The 19,460-nt window shown below is 42.0% G+C and carries 13 protein-coding genes; 1 reads left to right on the top strand and 12 read right to left on the bottom strand.

What is annotated here, in order from left to right; genetic code table 11:
• Positions 1-137: 137 nt before the first annotated feature.
• On the top strand, positions 138-740 hold the full coding sequence (locus E2K98_RS22590; protein WP_133338190.1) for a DedA family protein: 603 nt from the start codon (positions 138-140) through the stop codon (positions 738-740).
• Between the two features lie 27 nt (positions 741-767).
• Here E2K98_RS22590 and E2K98_RS22585 read toward each other — a convergent pair whose 3' ends face one another.
• The 12 genes from E2K98_RS22585 to E2K98_RS22530 all read right to left on the bottom strand — a co-directional run bounded on the left by E2K98_RS22585 (position 768) and on the right by E2K98_RS22530 (position 19,206).
• Positions 768-1,325 (bottom strand): PepSY-associated TM helix domain-containing protein, encoded by a 558-nt coding sequence (locus tag E2K98_RS22585; RefSeq protein ID WP_133338188.1) that lies wholly within the window; start codon positions 1,323-1,325, stop codon positions 768-770.
• 213 nt (positions 1,326-1,538) lie between these two features.
• The gene (locus E2K98_RS22580) at positions 1,539-2,498 is read right to left on the bottom strand and encodes an efflux RND transporter periplasmic adaptor subunit (RefSeq protein ID WP_133338186.1); all 960 of its coding nucleotides are present in this window, start codon (positions 2,496-2,498) and stop codon (positions 1,539-1,541) included.
• A 164-nt stretch (positions 2,499-2,662) separates the two neighbouring features.
• A complete protein-coding gene (locus tag E2K98_RS22575; RefSeq protein ID WP_133338184.1) occupies positions 2,663-3,652 on the bottom strand; it encodes a LacI family DNA-binding transcriptional regulator in 990 nt (329 codons plus the stop codon).
• A 12-nt stretch (positions 3,653-3,664) separates the two neighbouring features.
• Positions 3,665-4,714, bottom strand: a complete 1,050-nt coding sequence (locus E2K98_RS22570) for an aldose epimerase family protein (protein WP_133338182.1) — start codon at positions 4,712-4,714, stop codon at positions 3,665-3,667.
• Positions 4,715-4,732: 18 nt separating this feature from the next.
• Positions 4,733-6,208, bottom strand: coding sequence for a UDP-glucose--hexose-1-phosphate uridylyltransferase (gene galT, locus E2K98_RS22565; RefSeq protein ID WP_133338180.1), 1,476 nt, complete (start codon positions 6,206-6,208; stop codon positions 4,733-4,735).
• 11 nt (positions 6,209-6,219) lie between these two features.
• Positions 6,220-7,209 (bottom strand): UDP-glucose 4-epimerase GalE, encoded by a 990-nt coding sequence (galE, locus tag E2K98_RS22560; RefSeq protein ID WP_133338178.1) that lies wholly within the window; start codon positions 7,207-7,209, stop codon positions 6,220-6,222.
• The gene (locus E2K98_RS22555; RefSeq protein WP_133338176.1) at positions 7,206-8,387 is read right to left on the bottom strand and encodes a galactokinase; all 1,182 of its coding nucleotides are present in this window, start codon (positions 8,385-8,387) and stop codon (positions 7,206-7,208) included. Before E2K98_RS22555 ends, galE begins: the two co-directional genes overlap by 4 nt.
• 219 nt (positions 8,388-8,606) lie before the next feature.
• Positions 8,607-10,865, bottom strand: a complete 2,259-nt coding sequence (locus E2K98_RS22550) for an alpha-galactosidase (RefSeq protein WP_133338244.1) — start codon at positions 10,863-10,865, stop codon at positions 8,607-8,609.
• An 85-nt stretch (positions 10,866-10,950) separates the two neighbouring features.
• Positions 10,951-14,151 (bottom strand): glycoside hydrolase, encoded by a 3,201-nt coding sequence (locus tag E2K98_RS22545; protein ID WP_133338174.1) that lies wholly within the window; start codon positions 14,149-14,151, stop codon positions 10,951-10,953.
• A 255-nt stretch (positions 14,152-14,406) separates the two neighbouring features.
• Positions 14,407-17,436 carry a glycoside hydrolase family 2 TIM barrel-domain containing protein gene (locus tag E2K98_RS22540; protein WP_133338173.1) on the bottom strand — a complete coding sequence of 1,010 codons (3,030 nt, stop codon included), beginning with the start codon at positions 17,434-17,436 and terminating at the stop codon, positions 14,407-14,409.
• A 26-nt stretch (positions 17,437-17,462) separates the two neighbouring features.
• Positions 17,463-18,287, bottom strand: coding sequence for a carbohydrate ABC transporter permease (locus E2K98_RS22535; RefSeq protein ID WP_133338172.1), 825 nt, complete (start codon positions 18,285-18,287; stop codon positions 17,463-17,465).
• The gene (locus E2K98_RS22530; RefSeq protein WP_133338242.1) at positions 18,280-19,206 is read right to left on the bottom strand and encodes a carbohydrate ABC transporter permease; all 927 of its coding nucleotides are present in this window, start codon (positions 19,204-19,206) and stop codon (positions 18,280-18,282) included. Before E2K98_RS22530 ends, E2K98_RS22535 begins: the two co-directional genes overlap by 8 nt.
• Positions 19,207-19,460: the final 254 nt, after the last annotated feature.

The raw sequence follows: 19,460 nt of genomic DNA, 5'->3' as shown, positions 1-19,460 counted from the left end.
GTATATTGTCTATAGGGAGCGAAGATTCCCGCCATTTCCTCCCCCCCCACAACAAATGAAGGCAAATGTATATCCCAATTCAATTTAGGAAAAATACATAGGTAGGCATTATAAATCTAACTGGAAGTGTAAAAAACATGCATCAACTAAGTTACTTAATTGCTCATTTCGGATACATGGGGATTATTATCGCCTTAATTGGCGGAATTATTGGACTTCCGATTCCTGATGAGGTTCTTCTTACCTATGTGGGATATAACGTTTTTCAAGGAAACCTTAGCTACATCCCTTCCCTTCTTTGTGCCGCAGCCGGAGCTTGCGGCGGGATCACATTAAGCTATCTTCTAGGAGTAAAATTAGGGGTGCCTTTCTTAAATAGATATGGGCCGAAGCTTCATATTACAGAAGAACGAGTGAATCGGACGAAAAAATTATTTATGAAAATGGGACCCTTCCTCTTGTTTATTGGCTTTTTTATTCCCGGAATCCGCCATATTACTGCCTATCTTGCCGGGATTAATAGCTATACTTATAAAAAGTTTGCCTTATTTGCCTATTCGGGTGCAGTGATTTGGTGTTTTAGCTTTATTACATTAGGAAGGATATTGGGAGAAAATTGGACAGCTGTCTCAGGCTATTTTTCGAGATACAGCATTATTTTAATCATCCTTTTCATTCTGGTCACCATTATTATTTATACCTATCAGCGAAAAAGAAGAATAAGATTAAGAACTCCTTGAAATTAATTCAAGGAGTTCTTTCTATTTTTACACGACAGCCTTCTCACTATTTTTCCGATTTCTTCTAATTTTATCAGCCCGTAAGACTTTCATCGATAAGAAGATTCCAGATCCGGTTAGGAAAATCATCGCCAATGCCGTCAGGTCAATCAGCCACTTGATATTTGTTGTTCCGATTCTGCCTTCGTGAAGCCCTTTAATGATACCCATGAGGGAACCGGAGGTTCCACGTTCTCCTCCCGGTCCACCCGTCATACCCTCTCGTCCCGGAAATTGCCCGTTGGCGGTACTTCCCATCTGCCCTTGTAGTTGGCCATTGGACGTTTGACCGCTTGTCTGACCTTGTCCATTTTGAGAAATTTTCCCCTGGTTTTGAGCGTTAGCCTGCCCGGCTGTTTGACTCGAACCAGATGCCGATGTCCCTTGATTCATCTGTTGCGGCTGAAAGCCGCCCTTTCCTTCCATTTGTGTGGACTGTCCAACCAGCCATGGTTCATTCATTAATAATCCTGTTATCGACTCCATTAAGATTAATATCGAAGCAATTAACCCAATCCATAAGTGGGCTTTTCGTGTTTTTTTCATTGATCCATCTCCTCTTAATTGATTATTTTATAATGATGATAAAACCTTAAATTTTGCTTAAGTCCAATTCTTTAGCGCTAGGGAAAAATAATTTCTATAGATTCCCTTTACTCCTGACAAATCTGGTCCGCTGCCTATAAATTGGTTCCTTTTTCAAAAATCTGTTATTCATATCGTAATGCCTGAATTGGATTTAATTTCAATGCTAGCCCACTAATTGCCACTCCTTCCTCCTTGTCCCTGTCCACCGCTGCTTGGAGGCATACCGCCGCCCATGGCGTCCATTCCTCCCATACCTTTCATCATATTTCCTGTATTAGTAGAGGAAGTGTTCGCTAACTGCGGCAATTGAATGGATTGGCCTTCCGTAACTCCTTGGGTTATTTCAATATAATCGTCATTTGCCAGACCTGTTTTTACCGTCAACTGCTGGGTGCCGCTTGATTGCTCGGCAGCTGTATCTGTGGAAATAGCCATTACATACTTTTGATTATTTGCCGAGTGTACGGCATCTATTGGAACGTACAAGGCATTTTCCTTGCTAGCGGTTAATATGCTTGCTTCCGTTCTCATCCCAACCTTTAAGTTTTCAGGATTGCTAATTTTAATCGTCACATCAAAGGTTGAAGAACCGTTTGAGGATGTTCCCTCATTAGCAACTGCTGTTACCATGCCAGAGTAGGTTTTATCCGGGTAAGAGCTGACCGTAATGTTAACCTTTTGATCCTTTTTAATTTTGGGAATATCCAGTTCATCAATTTGGACGACTGTTTTTAAATTTTTATAGTTTGTCAGATGGGCAACAGCCTGGCCGTTTGTCACGCGTTCCCCAGCAGCAACGGAAACCATTGTGACCGTACCATCCGCAGGAGCTGTAATCGGGGCACTATCATCTGTAAAAGTAACCAATTTATCGCCCTTGCTTACCTTGTCACCAGCAGCTACTAACACTTCATCGATTTCATCACTATCGATTGTTGATTTAATATCTTCACTGGCAACCGGTTGTACTGTACCGGAACCGCTGACCTTTACCTGTAATTTTCCTTTTTGTACAACCGCCGTTCTCCCCTGTGTTGAAACATCTTGAGTAGTTGATTTCGATTCATAATACTGATAACCGACAAATCCAATGACTAACACACTTATGATCACGGCAATCCATTTCTTCATTTTCTAACTCCTTTTTCCACGGTAAGCTTGCGCCCTGAATGCCCATGGTTGATTTATTTGATAAGCCTATTATTAAGAGAAATCCTTAACATTCCCTTAATAAAATTAAAATTGGATTAAAAAATCAAAAAAACACATGGAACTGTTTTAACGTTCCATGCGTTTTAAAAGCTGCTATTTCGTAGAATCAGCTTAGTGGCAATCATGATTTTTTTCGCAATTTTTCTGCCTTCGATTCTTTCTAACAGCGTATCCACGGCTGTTTCCCCCATAAGTTCGGTATAAACCTTCACCGTACTCAAGGTTGGAAAAACATATTTTGCAAGGCTGATATCATTTACTCCGATAATGTTCACCCGGTCCGGTACAGAAATTCCTTCCTCCAGCAGCGCTCGTAGTGCACCAACGGCTATCGAATCATTAGCTGCAAAAAACGCCGTCGGCAATTGTTCCTTATGTTCGTCAATTGCCCTTTTCATCAACGAATGACCATCCTGAACTGAAAAGCTGCCATTATACATATAGGCTTCATTAAGAAGACCTTTTTCAGCTAAGTAACGCTTAAAGGTTGATTCCCGCAGGTCTTCAATCGTCGAAGTTTTGTCCCTAAATACTTCCCTGCCACCAATATACCCAATCCTCTCATGACCCTTTTTAATCAGATGGTTGAGTACCTTTTTTGTTGCCTTTTCAAAATCAATCACAATCGAATCAAATTGCTCCTCATCTGGGGAGTAATCGACAAAAACAATATTTTTCGTAATCGAACTTAATTCTTTTACCTGTTTGCTGCTGAACTTACCAATTGCAATCAGCCCGCGCAAATCGTCCAGCTTCAAATCCTCGATATTGTCTTGGAAGTATGACGCCATTTGAAGCCCATGATGGCGGCAGCGATTTTCAACACCTAATCGAATCGACATATAATACAAATCTTCCAGCTCTTCTTTTTCCGTATACCACTGGAGAAGGGCAATTTTTCCGGTTTCCTGCTTCCGAGCCGGCAGTTTTTTATAGGAGAGTTCTTCTGCTGCTTCAAAAATTCTTTTTTTCGTATCATCGCTGACAGATAGAGTAGTGTCATAATTCAAGACACGGGAAACGGTCGCGATTGAAACTCCAGCCAATTGGGCAATATCCTTAATTGTAGCCATAGTTAAAACTCCTTACTGATTAACAAAGAAACGGTACGTTGTTTTCCCAAAGTATACTTCTTCTGGATTCAAAATGATAGATGGAAACGATGGATGATGAATCGCATCTGGAAAACCCTGTGTTTCCAGACACACGCCTAAATAATCCCGAGCCGAAACACCTGAAATGGAATAGGGCCCCTCTAAAAAATTGCCAGTATAGAGGACAACACATGGTTGATCTGTTGTTACCTCAAGCGCACGTCCACTTCCTTCATCTTTGAGCCAAACGCAATTCTCACCTTTTTTTGAAAAAATCAGCGGGTGGTCGTAGCCATTTCCAACCAAAACATTCTGATCGTACGTTGAATTCATCCCATCCCGCAACCTTCTTCCTTGGCTAAAATCAAACGGAGTCCCGGCAGTCTCGATCATTTTACCAGTTGGAATTAAATCTGGCCCCAATTCTAAAAAGCGATGGCTGTCCAGCTGCAGGATGTGTTCAGTAATATCCCGTTTTATATGACCGCTCAAATTAAAATAAGAATGATTCGTTAAATTGACCAGCGTTTTTTGGTCAGTTCTCGCTTCGAACGTTATTTGTAATTCATTATTATTGGTTAATAGATACGTAACTGCTGTCTCTAAATTACCTGGATAGCCCTCTTCACCATCCGGAGAGTGATAAAAAAACTTTATACCGATTGCCTGGTCTTTTTCCAGTTTTTCAGCCTGCCAAATTACGGAGTTAAGGCCTTTTTGACCGCCGTGAAGATGGTTAGCTCCCTCATTTTTCGCAAGAAGATATTCTTTTCCATCCAACTTAAAACGGGCATCTTTAATTCGGCCTGCCACCCGGCCGACAACGGCGCCAAAATACGGAGACCACTCTAAGTAATCATTAAAGTTGTCGAATCCGAGCACAACATTTTCGATCGTTCCGTTCCGGTCTGGGACCATAATTTTCGTAATCACACAACCGTAATTCAAACACGAGATAGACATACCAGAATCATTGACCAGTGTATATTCGATTACCTGCTGGCCATGATTATCTCCGAATACTTGATCTATTATTTTCATGGATTGTTGCTCCTTCGTTTATAATGACGCAATAAAACGTTTAAACCCGGCCGTTCCCTCTTCATTTCGTTTGAATACACCGGCATCCTCGAGAACCCGTAGGAACTTCTTGCCGACTTCTTCTTTTACGAATAATCCCGCATTCATTTCGCCTGCAAAACGTGATTTTAACTGCTCAGCCCACTCCAAATGATAGTCCGCAACTACAGCTGCTTGGCTCTGGATGAATTTTTCCACCTCTTCCAGCTCCTCCTTTAATCGTGCAGGTAAAACAGCAAGTCCCATCACTTCAATCAGGCCTATGTTTTCCTTTTTAATATGATGAACATCTTGATGTGGATGGAATATTCCCAGTGGATGCTCCTTACTTGTCCGGTTGTTTCGAAGGACTAAATCCAATTCGAAAAAGTTCCCCTTTTTACGAGCAATCGGGGTAATCGTATTGTGCGGTGTTCCGTCTGAAGCCGCCAGAATTCCGAGCGAACCATCACTATAGTTTTTCCATTTCGTTAAGATATGCGCAGCGGCATCCACAAGGTCTGCTTTTTGCTCCGAACGGAGGCGGATAACCGACATCGGCCATTTCACCACAGAGCCTTGAACCTCTGGAAATCTATCTAGTGTAAAAACCCAATCAGCTTCTGCCTTGGCCATCGCAAATTCATAGTTGCCGCCCTGGTAATGATCATGGGATAAAATCGAGCCGCCAACAATCGGAAGATCCGCATTCGAACCAAGAAAATAATGAGGAAATAGGTCCACAAATGTTAAGATACGCAAAAAGGTTTGCGGAGTTATTTTCATATCGGTATGGTTCTCAGACAAGACAATGCAATGCTCATTGTAGTACACATAGGGCGAGTATTGTAAATACCAGTTTTGCTCCATAAGGTTCACGCGAATCATCCGGTGATTGGAGCGGGCCGGGTGGCCAATTCGTCCTGCATAGCCCTCATTCTCAATACAGAGCAGACATTTCGGGTACTCATTCTTTTTCGCTTCCCGCTCTAGCGCAATACTTTTCGGGTCTTTTTCGGGCTTTGATAGATTAATAGTAATATCTAATTCACCATATTCGGTAGCCGCTTTATACTCAATATTTTTGGAGATCCGCTTCGTTTGGATATAGTTACTGTTTTTACTTAAGTCATAAAAATAGTCGGTTGCTTTGTGAGGACTTTGTATATATTTTTCATAGAATATCTGATTCACCGTTGACGGTCTTGCCATCAAACCATTCATCACCTTACTTGAAAAAATTTCTTTTTCATCAAAAAGGTCCTCAATAATCCCTTGCGCGCAAGCATAATCGACAATCTGATCAAGCAAATCGGGGATTGAGGGACCTGATTCTGTTAATGGGCCGGATTCCATAAAATCCGTTAATTGCAGCAGAGACAAGATTTGATTACGGGCATAAATCTCATCTTCCTTCTGTATTAATTGGACAGCAAGCGCATGGTTTAGTAATTGCTGGATAACACGATCAATCATTTTTTTCACCTCTATTTTTGGTAGCCGTTCGGGTGATGCTGATGCCAGTTCCACGCATCACGGATAATTTCACGGATGGATGTTCTAGATGGGTTCCAACCCAGCACATGCTTTGCTTTTTCTGAGGAAGCGATAAGCGTGCTCGGATCCCCGGAACGTCGTTCGCCCATGACAACAGAAAATTCGATGCCAGTAACCTGCTTTGCAGTCTCAATAATTTCTTTTACTGAAAATCCTTGGTTGCTGCCAAGATTGAACACATTGCTCCCGCCGCCATTTTGCAAATACTTTAGGGCCAACAAGTGGGCTGCAATTAAGTCCTCGACATGAATATAATCGCGGACACAGGTTCCATCTTCTGTGTCATAATCCTCACCAAATACGGTAACGGCAGGTCTTTTTCCGAGTGCCGCTTCCAAAACAACAGGGATTAGATGTGTTTCCGGATTATGGTCCTCACCAATTTGTCCGTCTCCTCTGGCTCCGGCTACATTAAAATAGCGCAGTGATACATACTTGAGGTCAAAGGCTTTTTCACACCAGGACATCATTTTTTCCATGGTCAATTTAGTTTCACCGTAGGTATTGGTTGGATTCTTATCCGCGGCTTCTGTAATCGGCATGACCATTTGTTCACCATATACCGCTGCTGTTGAAGAAAAGACGATGTGTTTTACTCCGAATTCCTTCATCATCTCCAGCACGATTTGGGTCCCGTACACATTGTTATCAAAGTATTTTAATGGCTCTGTCATCGACTCGCCTACAAGGGAGTTTGCCGCAAAATGGAGGATTCCATCAATGGTTTCTCTTTCAAAAACTGATCGCATAAACACGCGGTCACGTATATCTCCTTCGTAAAAGTTTGCTTTTGGATGGACTGCCTCCCGGTGCCCTGTTTGCAAATTATCGATAACAACCACACGGAAATTTTGATCGACTAATTGATATACAGCGTGTGAACCAATATAGCCAGCTCCGCCTAAAACGAGAATACTCATCTTACCGCCTCCATTTCTACTTCTTTCGCTCCATCACCAATACTTGCTACATAGAAATCGGCATCATAGCCAATTTTTTCGCGATAGGCTGCACCGACATTGGCAACAAAGTTGTCGACTTTTTCGTTTTCGACAATTGCAATCGCACAGCCGCCAAAGCCGGCTCCCGTCATCCGGGCCCCAAGGACTCCAGGCTGTTTCCAAGCTGCTTCTACTAAGCGATCAAGCTCGATTCCGGTAACCTCGTAGTCGTCCCGTAAGGATAGATGGGATTGGTTCATTAATTTCCCGAAGGCCTCCAGGTTTCCAGCCTTTAATTCTTGCAGCGCCTTCAAGGTTCTCATATTTTCATAGACAGCATGTTTCGCCCGTTTGCGAACGGTTTCGTTTGTGATGAGGGATTGATTGGCATCAAACTCTTCTTCTGAAAGCTGTCCAAGCGCTTCGATTGGCAGTTTTTGCTGCAGCTGCGAGAGAGCCTCTTCACATTCACCTCTGCGCTCATTGTATTTCGAATCCGCTAATTCACGGCGTTTGTTCGTGTTCATGATTAAGATTTTGTGGTTTTCAAGTTTGATTGGGGCATATTCATAGCTTAATGTCTGGCAATCTAGTAAAATCCCTGCATCTTTTTGGCCCATTCCGATTGCAAATTGGTCCATGATTCCGCTGTTAACACCGATGAATTGATTTTCAACCTGTTTTCCTAATTTGATTAACTCAAGGCGTGGAATCTCTAAATCATATAGTCCATTCAAAAGGACGCCTGTTAACAATTCAATGGAAGCAGAGGAGGAAAGTCCGGCGCCATTTGGGATATTTCCTTGGATGACGCAATCGAGGCCAGTTGAAATTGGGTACCCCGCTTGGATGATATAGTGAATCATCCCTTTTGGGTAATTGGCCCAGTTATCTTCTTTTGCATACTCTAGATGGTTTAAGTCAAATTCAATAATACCTTTTTCAAGAAAGTTTGCTGAGTACAAGCGGACTAGCTGATCGTCCCGCTTTTTGGCAACCGCATAGGTTCCATAGGTAATGGCACAGGGAAACACATGGCCGCCGTTATAATCGGTGTGCTCGCCGATTAAATTGATTCTGCCTGGTGCGAAGAATGCTTTTTCAGGCTCGCTTTGAAACAAATCTTGGAAGGTTGTTTTTAAGGTAGTGACGTTCATTTCAGTGTCCTCCGTTATCTAGGAATCTTTCATTAATTTTATTTTACTGCTTTTAGTAAAAGTCGTGCAATAATTTTACTAAAATTTTTACTAAAATTTATTAAAAAAGAACGGGGGTTAATCCGTTCTCATTTTGCCTCATTACTACATTAAAATTGTCGCCAATCACTTACTTTTTAAATTAGCTCTGTTAAACTTGGTTGTTGATTTCCGCTCCAATCAACGTTTTTCAAAATCAACATTGTCCTTTAGCATAGCCTTTAAATAAAAAACCTGGGATTGATAGTCGCCGCCACGTTCTGCGGAATCCCTATTAACACCATTAAATTCCGTTGAAAGTGGAAGTCCCACCTGCATGAGTTCATCTCCATAAAAAATCTGATCACGTCCAAATACACTATAGGATTTCGATGGGTCTAACCCCATTAGTTTTACTGTTTGCTGTTTCAAGGAGGTCGGTGTTGCTAAAACCTTATACCAGCCAACTAACGCCTCAGATTTGTCCGAGCTGACAATCATCCAAGCCGTTTCATTCCCTTCAAAGGGACATAACAGACGATAAAAATGGCCGTCGCGTACCAACCTGCGATGCTGTTTATAAAAAGCAACCTGCTCTTTAATCGCCTCCCGCTCTTCCTCCGTTAATAACAATGGATTTAGTTCATACCCAAAAGTTCCAAAGTATGCTGTGTTTGCCCTGGTAGATAAAGGGGTTAACCGTAACGTTTGGTGATTCGGGACAGCCGACACATGTGAGCCCATACTATAAATTGGATAGGCGAACGATGTTCCGTATTGGATTTTCAGCCTTTCAACCGCATCCGTATCATCACTCGTCCAAGCTTGCGGCGCATAATACATCATCCCAGGATCAAATCGCCCTCCGCCTCCAGCACAGGATTCAAACAGCACCTCAGGAAACTCCGCAGTCAACCGCTCGTATAATCGATAAACACCTAATATATAACGATGGAAGAATTCACCTTGCTGGTTTGCAGCAAGTCTTTGCGAAAACGCCTCCGTAATATTCCGATTCATATCCCACTTAATATAAGAAAGGTTTGTCCCCCTGATGATATTGGACATTTTTTCATAAAGATATTCAACAATTTCTGACCTTGAAAAATCAAGTACAAGCTGGTTACGGCCAAGCGTTTGCGGTAAATGCGGCATCCCTACAGCCCAGTCAGGGTGCTCTCGATATAAATCGCTGTCGGGACTGATCATTTCCGGTTCAAACCAAAGCCCGAATTTCATTCCCAGCCCAGAAATTTTCTCCGCCAAGCTTTCCAGACCATTCGGAAGTTTGTTTAGATCCACATCCCAATCACCAAGCGAGGTTGTATCGTCATTTCTTTTTCCAAACCAGCCATCATCAAGGACAAACAATTCAATTCCTAATTCTTTCGCTGATTTTGCGATGTTTACGAGCTTTTCCTCATTAAAGTCAAAATAGGTTGCTTCCCAATTATTTATCAAAATTGGGCGATCTTCCTTCCTCCACCTGGCACGAATCAGATGCTCCCGATAAAGCGAATGAAAAGCTTGACTCATCCCATTTAAACCTTGGGCAGAATACACCATTACAACCTCCGGGGTTTGGAAAGAATCTTGCGGCATAAGCCCCCACTTAAAACCAAATGGATGAATCCCTGCCATCACCCGCGTCACATCATAATGGTCCACCTCTGCCTGCATGATAAAATTACTGCTGTAGACAAAATTAAAGCCATAAACTTCACCGGAATTCTCTGTTGCATGCGGCCTTTTTAAGGCTAAAAATGGATTATGGTGATGGGAGCTGGCACCGCGCAGACTTGAAATGGACTGAATTCCCGCTTCAAGCTTTCGTTCCTTAACATGACGTTCCCGCGACCAAGTCCCTGATAAGTGGACAAACATAAAATCTTTTTCGGGAAGATCAATCGAGGCTCCCATCACCCGGTCAATGACTAATTTCTGCGAGCCAGCATTCATTACCTGAGCACTTCTCGCAATAACAGGAAGGTCGCGGAATATTGTATAATTTAACGTCAACTCCGCTTGAAGGTGGTCATCCTTTAAGAGGAGTTGAAGCGTACTGGCAACTTGCGCGTCTTCAACATATGTTGCCGGCAGCCCCTCAAGCCTTGGCTTTCCGTCTAGTATTTTAAAAGTTTGATATTGAAAGTTTGAAATATGATGTTCGTCGTGTCTACTGATACTAATAGCGGGTTCACGGAAATCGGAATTACCGTAGGCCGGGTACTCCTGTCTCAATGTTTCCAAGCTAAAGGCAGGGTCATCCGCATAGGGATGACAGCTTGCAGCAGTTGGAACATCATAGGTTTGCAAATGTGAAAAATCCGATCGATGCCTTAGTGCCTTACCATAATAAAGGTGCCCTAGCTGGCCATTTTTCATTACGTGAAAAATATAGCTCACCTGGCCATTTGTTAAATGAAATTGTTTGGTTTCTTGATTCACATAGATTAACATACCCTTCACCTTTTCCTGCTTGGTTTATGTATGAGATAAGGGGGTTTTCTATCAAACCCCCTTAAGCTAAGTTAAAAATAATCTATTATTTACCCTTTTGATTTACAAACTCAATGCTGTACTCTTCAGTGTGTTTTTTATCTTCAGATGTAACAATAATGGTTGCTTTTCCAGGTAGAGATTCCGGCATTTCCACTTGTGCTGTTGCAAATAAATCATTGGTTACAGCCTCAACTTCCAATTCTTTTTTCGTCATACCATTTAGTTCAAAACGATAGTCAGTTTGATCAGATTGAAAATCCTTAAGAGGCTTGCCATTAATTAGAATACCTCCCAGTGATGTATCCTTTCCGATACTTGGAATTGTATTTTCCCCCATTCCCCATACCATCAATTCAGAAATAGCGATACAGGTGTTCGGCATGGCCTTCATCATAGCTCTTATCTTTGTAGTCGAAATTGGTTCAAACTGAAGATTTACAACACTTTTTGCTGAAACATCAGTTTGTGTGCCGTCAATGTCTTTCCAATCACTTCCATCCCAATATTGCAGCTTCAAAGATTCTGCTGGTCTTGTACCGCCGCCATCATCATAAAAATAGAAATCTACTTGTGAAATGGCCCTCTCTTTATCAAATTCAACCGCAACCCAATCTTCCGGCCGCCAGGTATTCGGATCCCAGTTCGTCCAACGTGCACTAGAAATGACTCCATCTGTTATATTTGCCAGACTGTCATATTGTCCTGTAAAAGAAGCACTCAACTTTGGAGGAGTGTTCGTTCCCTGCCTTAATAGATTTTGTACCCCCGGTTCCACCACTTGCACATTAGCAAATGCTTTAACCGGACTGTCCGGAATCTTCCCTCTTACTGTAAATTTTCCAAGTTCGGCATATTGCTGGGAGTCTATCTCATCCCACTTTACTGCCACCTTTGCATAGGTTCCAATTTGCAGCTTCGCTGTCACTTCATTCGGAAGAACAGGGGCCTGACCTGGTGTTGTTTTCATTTTAATCGGTTCAATACGATCAATCTTAGAAACTGTTACCGTAGCTGTTGCTTTTAATTTTGTTCCTTCCACGGTCCCTTGAACCGTAAAGATATTCTCGTGATCATATTGTGAAGGATCAATTTTATCCCAAACAACATTTCTTAAAACTTGATCCCCATCCTCATAGATTCCTGTTACCTTTTCAGGTAAAACGGGGGCTGTTTTTTTCTTAAGTACAGTTACTTCTACCGGGTCAATCTTCGTGATACCGGCTTTTACAACCTTCCAAACCTGATTGCTGCCTGCGTTAGCTGTCCAAACATCTACAGCGGCATCTTCATTTTTCGATTGCCCGCCTACTTCCAGCAATCTTCCATTCTGAATATTAATCAAAGTATATTCGCCGTTTCCATAAGTTGAAAGCATCCATTTTTGACTGGAGTCATTTTCATTAAAATCTTTCAAAACTGCTGAGCCATTTTCGACCCCAAGAACCTTACCAGTTTCTGTGTTGACTACTTTATAAACCTCTTTGGAGCTGAATCCTCTTGTCACCTTTTGAATTTTCCAACTTTGGCTTTCTTTTTCGTGTACTTTTGTTTTTTGTACAATGGATTGCTGATTTTGGGCGATGTCCATCGCTTTACCACTGTTTTTATTGATCAAGTTGTAATCTTCATCAGAGTTTAAAAAGCTGTTATTCGGATTCACCCCTGAAACACCTGAGACAACAAAAGTCGTAATCGATTGCGGTTTAACAGTGGCTGCAAGTTTTTTATCAGAAATCTTAATACTTGCTCCTTGAGCAATATTATCAGTTGCTGAGGTGATGTACGGAATGGCTGCAGCATCCTCTTTTACCGTACCAAATCCGGATAAATCAAAATTAAGTGATTTTTCTTCTGTTGAATTATTTGTGTATACAATGACAACTGAGTCTTCTTTTTTATTGATTGCAGCAAGTGCATTGTTATTATTTGCATTAATCACTTGATCTCCAGGGCGAATAAATTTACTGTAATTTCCCATTGCGTAGTATTTCTTATTTTTATAAATCTTTACCTTGCTAAAATCCTGCGGATCAAAGTCAACCTGGATCAATCCCCAGTTTCCATTTTCATGCTGCGGGTTCATATTGACTTCGTCTTCAACTGCCTGCCAGAGCACCCATGCGCCTGGTTCTAATGTTTTAATATCGTTTGTGACTCTCTCTGATAATCCGAGACCTGTTCGAATATCTTCAAAATCTTGACCGATTCCGCCAGGACTGAGGTCGACTTCGGACATCCAAAGATTTTTCCCGGCACCTTTTGCAATATCTCTCGCGCCAATTTGGTTTGTCGGGGAGTAGGTATGGGTATTTAATTGCCCAATATCTGCTCTTGTTCCAGCATCATACTGATCCCAATCCTCCCGGAACTTTTGCGGGTTCGTTTCATCCATTGCGGATACTACTGTTTTAAGGCTTTTCGCATCCAATTGTTTTTTTACAGCATTGATAATCTTTGCTTGGGATGCCGGTGACCAGTGGGAACCTTCCTGTCTTCCCTTCGCTCCCCAATAGTTTGTATTCGGTTCATTAACAGGTGAAAGGGTTTTAAACGCAATCCCTAAGTCCCTTTGTAAATGGTCTACAACCGTGGTTAAATAAGTGGCGAAGTTGTCATATTGGTCTGGTTTTAAATTATCTTTATTTGCATCCCAGTTCCCTGAAACATAACCGCTTTGAGTCATGAAATAAGGTGCCGAGTTGGAAAAAGCCTCAAATGTATCTGCGCCTCGTTCTTTCGCTGCCTTCAGCCACCAGCGCTGATTAGCATCAGCATTCCAATTCCAATGGTCTGGGTTTCCAGGGTTCCACCAATTTTGCGGTTCAGTCCAATTTTCTGTATTTCCTCCTGGCGGTCCGAATTCAGCTGGCCGATTCCAATACCCAGGTACTGCTCCGCCTTTTCGCATATATGGCACGGTTTCAGGTGAATCACCGCCGCCAATATTGTAGCGGGCAATAGTAAAATTCAACCCTTTTTCACCAAAGAGATCATCAGCCAACTTATTTTTAACCTCATCCGGCCATCCGCCTGTAATATTGGCAAACCAGACAAGAGCGGTTCCCCATCCTTGAAAAGGTTGATTTTGATAACTTGGATCCAATTGAATGGTTTCATCAACTGTGTCACTCTCTGTTCCTTCAGCAGAGGCTGTTTTGGGCATCGCTGGTGAAATGACACTAAAAATCAGTAAGACAATCAAACAATGAAAAAATAATTTTTTCCCTATCCCCTTTGATAACATAAATGGTAATTTCTCCTTTTCAATTAATTTAACTTCTTTTTCTACCTTTTTCAGTTAAGGAAATTGAAGTAAATTCTACTAGGATGGTAAAGATCATTATCCTTAGCCGCATTCCATAAACAAAAGTTTATGAACAGTTGCTTATAAATTAGATCAGTGTCATCACCCCCTAAAATGAAGAGAGATAAAATTACCATTCCTTTCTTGTATTTTTTCTATGTCTTTTGTAAGATACAAACTTAGTAATTTTATTATTTAGATTCTCTGAATCCTAAACTCAAATTCCATATCCTGATCGGCTCGGATTAAGTACTCATCATGCACCGGCGCCCCCCAGCTGTCATCCCCGCCAACTCCCATCTGCTTACCTGCAATCGTTACGACGGTATAATAGATATTTGGCAGTTCATAATGATGCTTCGCATTTTCGAGTTCGAACGCCGTATAGGGTGAAAAATTGCACTCTAGCGGTTCGCTGACAGAGGAGATCCGAATTCCCCGTCCGTCCTGATTTGTAAGATTTACCCGTCGAACTCCGGTCCGATTCCCCGATTCCTGCGGCATTACATAACCAGAAAGATTATCGGCAACCGTATTCTTAAAAAGACCGAGCCTTGCTCCATTATTGCGATCAGCGTAATTTTCCTCAGGCCCCATCGCATACCATTCTAATTGGTCATATTCCACCGGCACTTTAAAAGCAAGGGCGAAAGTCGGCATCTGCGGGAGATTTTCTACTCCGTGATAACTTGATTTCACGCGAATGCTGCCTTCTGGATACACCCTGTAGGCTACCTTTACATCTGCCGCATCGCTAATCGAAAATTTATAAGTAAAGGAAATCGTAACAAAGCCTTCCATCTCCTCCACTTCAAAACCAACGCATTTTCGGGCCAAGCTTGCCATATACCAAACCCCAGAATGGTAATCTTGTGAAAAACCTCTATCGTTATCCGTAGTTGCCCTCCAGAATAATGGCGCAGGAGGATAGGCAATCATTTCTTTTTCGGCATAATTAAGTGAGATCAGGCTGCCAGCCTGTTTCGAGAAGATTGCCGAGAAATCCCTGCCATGCACACCAATATTCACATCGCCATGGACAACCCTGATTTCCCCTTCAGGTGGAGGAGTCTCAATTAAACTTTCCCCCTTAAACACATATTGTCCGAAGGCAATCTCATAACCGGCATCTGCCCAAAGCTGTTTTTCCTTCAACCTGAAGAAGACATGGACACAATACTCACCCGGGGAGCTTTCTAATTCTTCAGGCCAGTCAAATTCCACCCGTCCATCACTCAAAGGAGCAACAACAAAATCAAGCTTTTTACGGTAGAGTTCCTTCCCTTCAAGATGAAGGACATATTCCAAATCATAATCTGATGTATCAATGAAAAGATTTTCATTCGTAATCGTCACGCCATTTTTGTCAGGTGTGAGCTTCACGTTTTGATACAAAAACTTTACTTCCTGCATTTTTGGCGACAGCTCCCGATTTGCATAGACGATTCCGTTCGTACAGAACCCGTAGTCTGTTGAACGATCATCAAAATCACCGCCGTAAGCTAAAAACTCCTTGCCATATCGGTCCTTTTTCATAATTGATTGGTCAATATAATCCCAGATAAAACCGCCTTGATACATCGGGTATTTCCGTTCCAGCTCCGTGTATTTATGCATTCCGCCAAGCGAATTTCCCATCGCATGGATATATTCGCAGCTAATGTAAGGCTTCTCTGGATTTTCCGATAAATATTTTTCAATATCCGCAGGCTTCGCATACATCCTGCTTTCCATATCACTTGTCTCATTATAATCGCGATTATGGAATACTCCCTCATAATGGACCAACCGGCTTGGGTCAACAGATTTGAAATAGCGGGAGACATTGAGAATCACCTCCCCTGCGTATGATTCATTTCCACAAGACCAAATCAAAATGGAAGGATGGTTTTTATCTCGTTCTACCATCGATATCGCCCGGTCCATGACAATTTCCTGCCACTCATGTCTATTACCCGGAATATTCCAAGATGGCTCAACGGCCCCCATCTTTTGCCACGACCCATGCGTTTCTAAATTCATTTCATCAATCACATAAATCCCGTATTCGTCACAAAGCTCATACCAATCACTCTGATTTGGATAATGGGAGGTCCGTACCGCATTAATGTTGTTTTGCTTCAGCGTTTTAATATCCCAGAGCATATCTTCTTTTGTTACTGCCCGGCCGCGGCGGCAATTGAATTCATGGCGGTTCACACCCTTAAACACAATGCGTTCACCATTAAGGTGCATGATTTTATCCACGAGCTCAAATCTGCGGAAGCCCACTTTTTGCGGGATAACCTCTACCAATTGGTCCTTCTCGTTAATAACTTGAACATATAGTTTGTATAAATAAGGATCCTCCGCACTCCACAGCTTCGGTGCATCGACAGAAAGCGAAATGGATCCTTTATCTCCCGCAAGAGAACCATTCACTGAGACTACTAATCTATCCATTGCATCATACAACTCAGCTACAATTTTCGCAGGAGGTCCCGATAAAAATTTCAGGTCCGCGGTAAGTTCTCCTTTTAAAAAAGATTTGTCCAGCTCTGTACGGACAAAAAGATCCTGAACATGAATCTCCGGCACCGTGTAAAGATAGACATCCCTGAAGATTCCCGAAAACCGCCAGAAATCCTGATCCTCGAGCCAGCTTCCTGTACTGCGCTGATACACCTCAACCGACAGCTTATTCTCTCCTTCTATTAAAAAAGGAGTAAGTTCAAATTCCGCTGGAGTAAAAGAGTCTTCACTGTAACCGACAAACTCACCGTTTAACCACACATAAAAGGCAGATTCCACTCCCTGGAAGCTAATAAATACAGGTTTATTTTTCATTTTGTCCGGCAGATAAAATATCTTCACATAGCTGCCAACCGGATTATGGTCCATCGGTATTTCGGGCGGCCGGATCTCATTATGCCCATCCCAAGGATACATTGTATTAACATACTGAGGTTTCCCATAGCCCTGAAGCTGGATATGTCCTGGGACCGTAATATTCCCCCAGCCTGAACAATCAAAGTCTTTTTTAAAAAAAGGCTCAGGTCTCGACGCTGGATTAACTGCATAATTAAATTTCCAATCGCCGTTCAAAACATGTCTCATCGCCATCGGCACAGTACTTTTTGCCTCTTCCAGCGTCTCATAATACTTGTGGTCAGAGTGTGCAGGAAGACGATTAACTGCAAACACATTTATGTCCGTAAGCCAATTAATTGTTGGAATTGTTGTCATTGTGATTTTCCTTCCTATCTAATCATTTATTTCACTGAACCCATCATCCCTGCAACAAAATGCTTTTGCATGAGGAAGAAAATAAGCGCCGCCGGCAAGGTTGCAATGACAATCGCTGTCATAATAATTCCATAATCGGGTGCGTAACTAGAGCCGAGATTGGAGATCAGTAATGGAATTGTCTGATTTTCAGGTGATTGTAAAATTACGAGCGGCCATAAGTAACTATTCCAGCTAGCCATAAAGGTAATGATGGCTGCCGCGGAATAAGAGGTCTTCATCGTTGGAATATAAATTCTAAAGAATAACCCCAGTTCCGTTAAACCATCAATCCGGCCGGCTTCCAAAATTTCTTTTGGAAACATCTTTGTGCTTTGTCTAAAAAAGAAAATTAGAAAGGCCGTTGTGACAGTCGGCAATACGACAGCTGTAAGTGTATCGATTCCAAGTACTGGGACTGTTTGTGAAATCGTTCCGAACATTCGGAATAACGGTACCATTAAAGCCGCAAACGGAATCATCATTGAAAGCAATAAGATATTAAACACGACATCCTTTGCTTTGCTTTTATAAATTTCAAAACCATAGCCGGCCAAGGAGGCGATGAGCATCGCTAATACGGTCGTAGTAATGGAAATCTTCGCTGAATTCATTAACGCTGTGCCAAGGTCTGCTGTATCCAACAAATTATGAAGATTTTGCATAAAATGACTGCCAGGCAGCAATCTGCCCTTTGTTACATCAACGGACCTATTCGTTGAGCTGACAATCATCCATAAAAATGGAAAAACCGAAATAATTGAAGCGATGATAAGGACTGCATAGCTGAATACACGTTTAAGATTAGTCATTTTTATCACCTGCTACTTTGAACTGAATAATAGAGAAAAAGATAATTAAAATCACAATGGCGTAAGAGACCGTCGCTGCATAACCGAAATCAGGTGTATATTTGAATGAGACATTATAGATGTACTCAGAAATGGTCATCGTCGCATTTCCTGGTCCGCCTTTGGTAATATTCATAACTTCGTCAAACAATTGCAGTGTACCAATTGTTGATGTGATTGTTGTAAATAAGATAATTGGCTTCATCATGGGAATCGTTATTTTGAAAAATTGCTGAATGGACGAGGCCCCATCAATTTTGGCCGCTTCATATATGGATTCATCGATGTTCTGCAAACCGGATAAAAAGAAAATCATGTTATACCCTGTCCAGCGCCAAGTAATCGCAATGATAATCGTAATTTTCGCCCAAAAAGGGTCTGTCAGCCATTGGATGGGTTCTGAAATAAGCGCAATCTTCATGAGCATGAAGTTAATGATGCCATCTTGACCAAATAAATATTTAAAAATAACGGAATAAGCAACAAGGGAAGTTACACACGGTAAAAAGATTGCGGTCCGAAAGAAACCCTTTAGCTTAAGTTTTTTATTATTCAGCAAAACCGATAGAAATAAAGCGAGAATAATCATAATTGGCACTTGAATGATCAAGTAAATCACGGTATTTTTTACGGTGGTGAGGAACACTGGGTCCTTGAATAAACGAACGTAATTTTCAAAACCTACAAATTTCAAACTGACTCCAGTACCTGACTTAAAGGACAGGATGAGGGATTGAATCATCGGGTAGAAATAAAATAAACCAATCATTACGGTTGCAATAGCAATAAAGGACCAGCCAATCAAGGTATTTTTCACCCGAAGGTTACGATTGGATTTTACTAATGGAAGGCTTTTGTCGGCTTTTGCGGGTATCACGATCAATCAACTCCTTTACCTTTAAAGAAAAAGCCCCGGAAATCCCGCCTGCCCATCAGTTTGCTCCATTAAACCGAGTAGGAGAAGCTAGCGAATTCCTGAGGCTAAAGTTCTCATTGTTTTTTTAAAATATGGCTCTGTTAAAGTTAGTTGTTGATTTCCACTCCAGGCACAAGCGGTTCGTGGGCGGTCCGGGGAGCCTCCTCGTCGCTTCGCTCCTGCGGGGTCTCCCCTGCCCCGTACTCCCACAGGAGTCT

The sequence above is a fragment of the Bacillus salipaludis genome (assembly GCF_004358205.1).
This window is presented reverse-complemented; position numbering and strand designations above follow the sequence as displayed.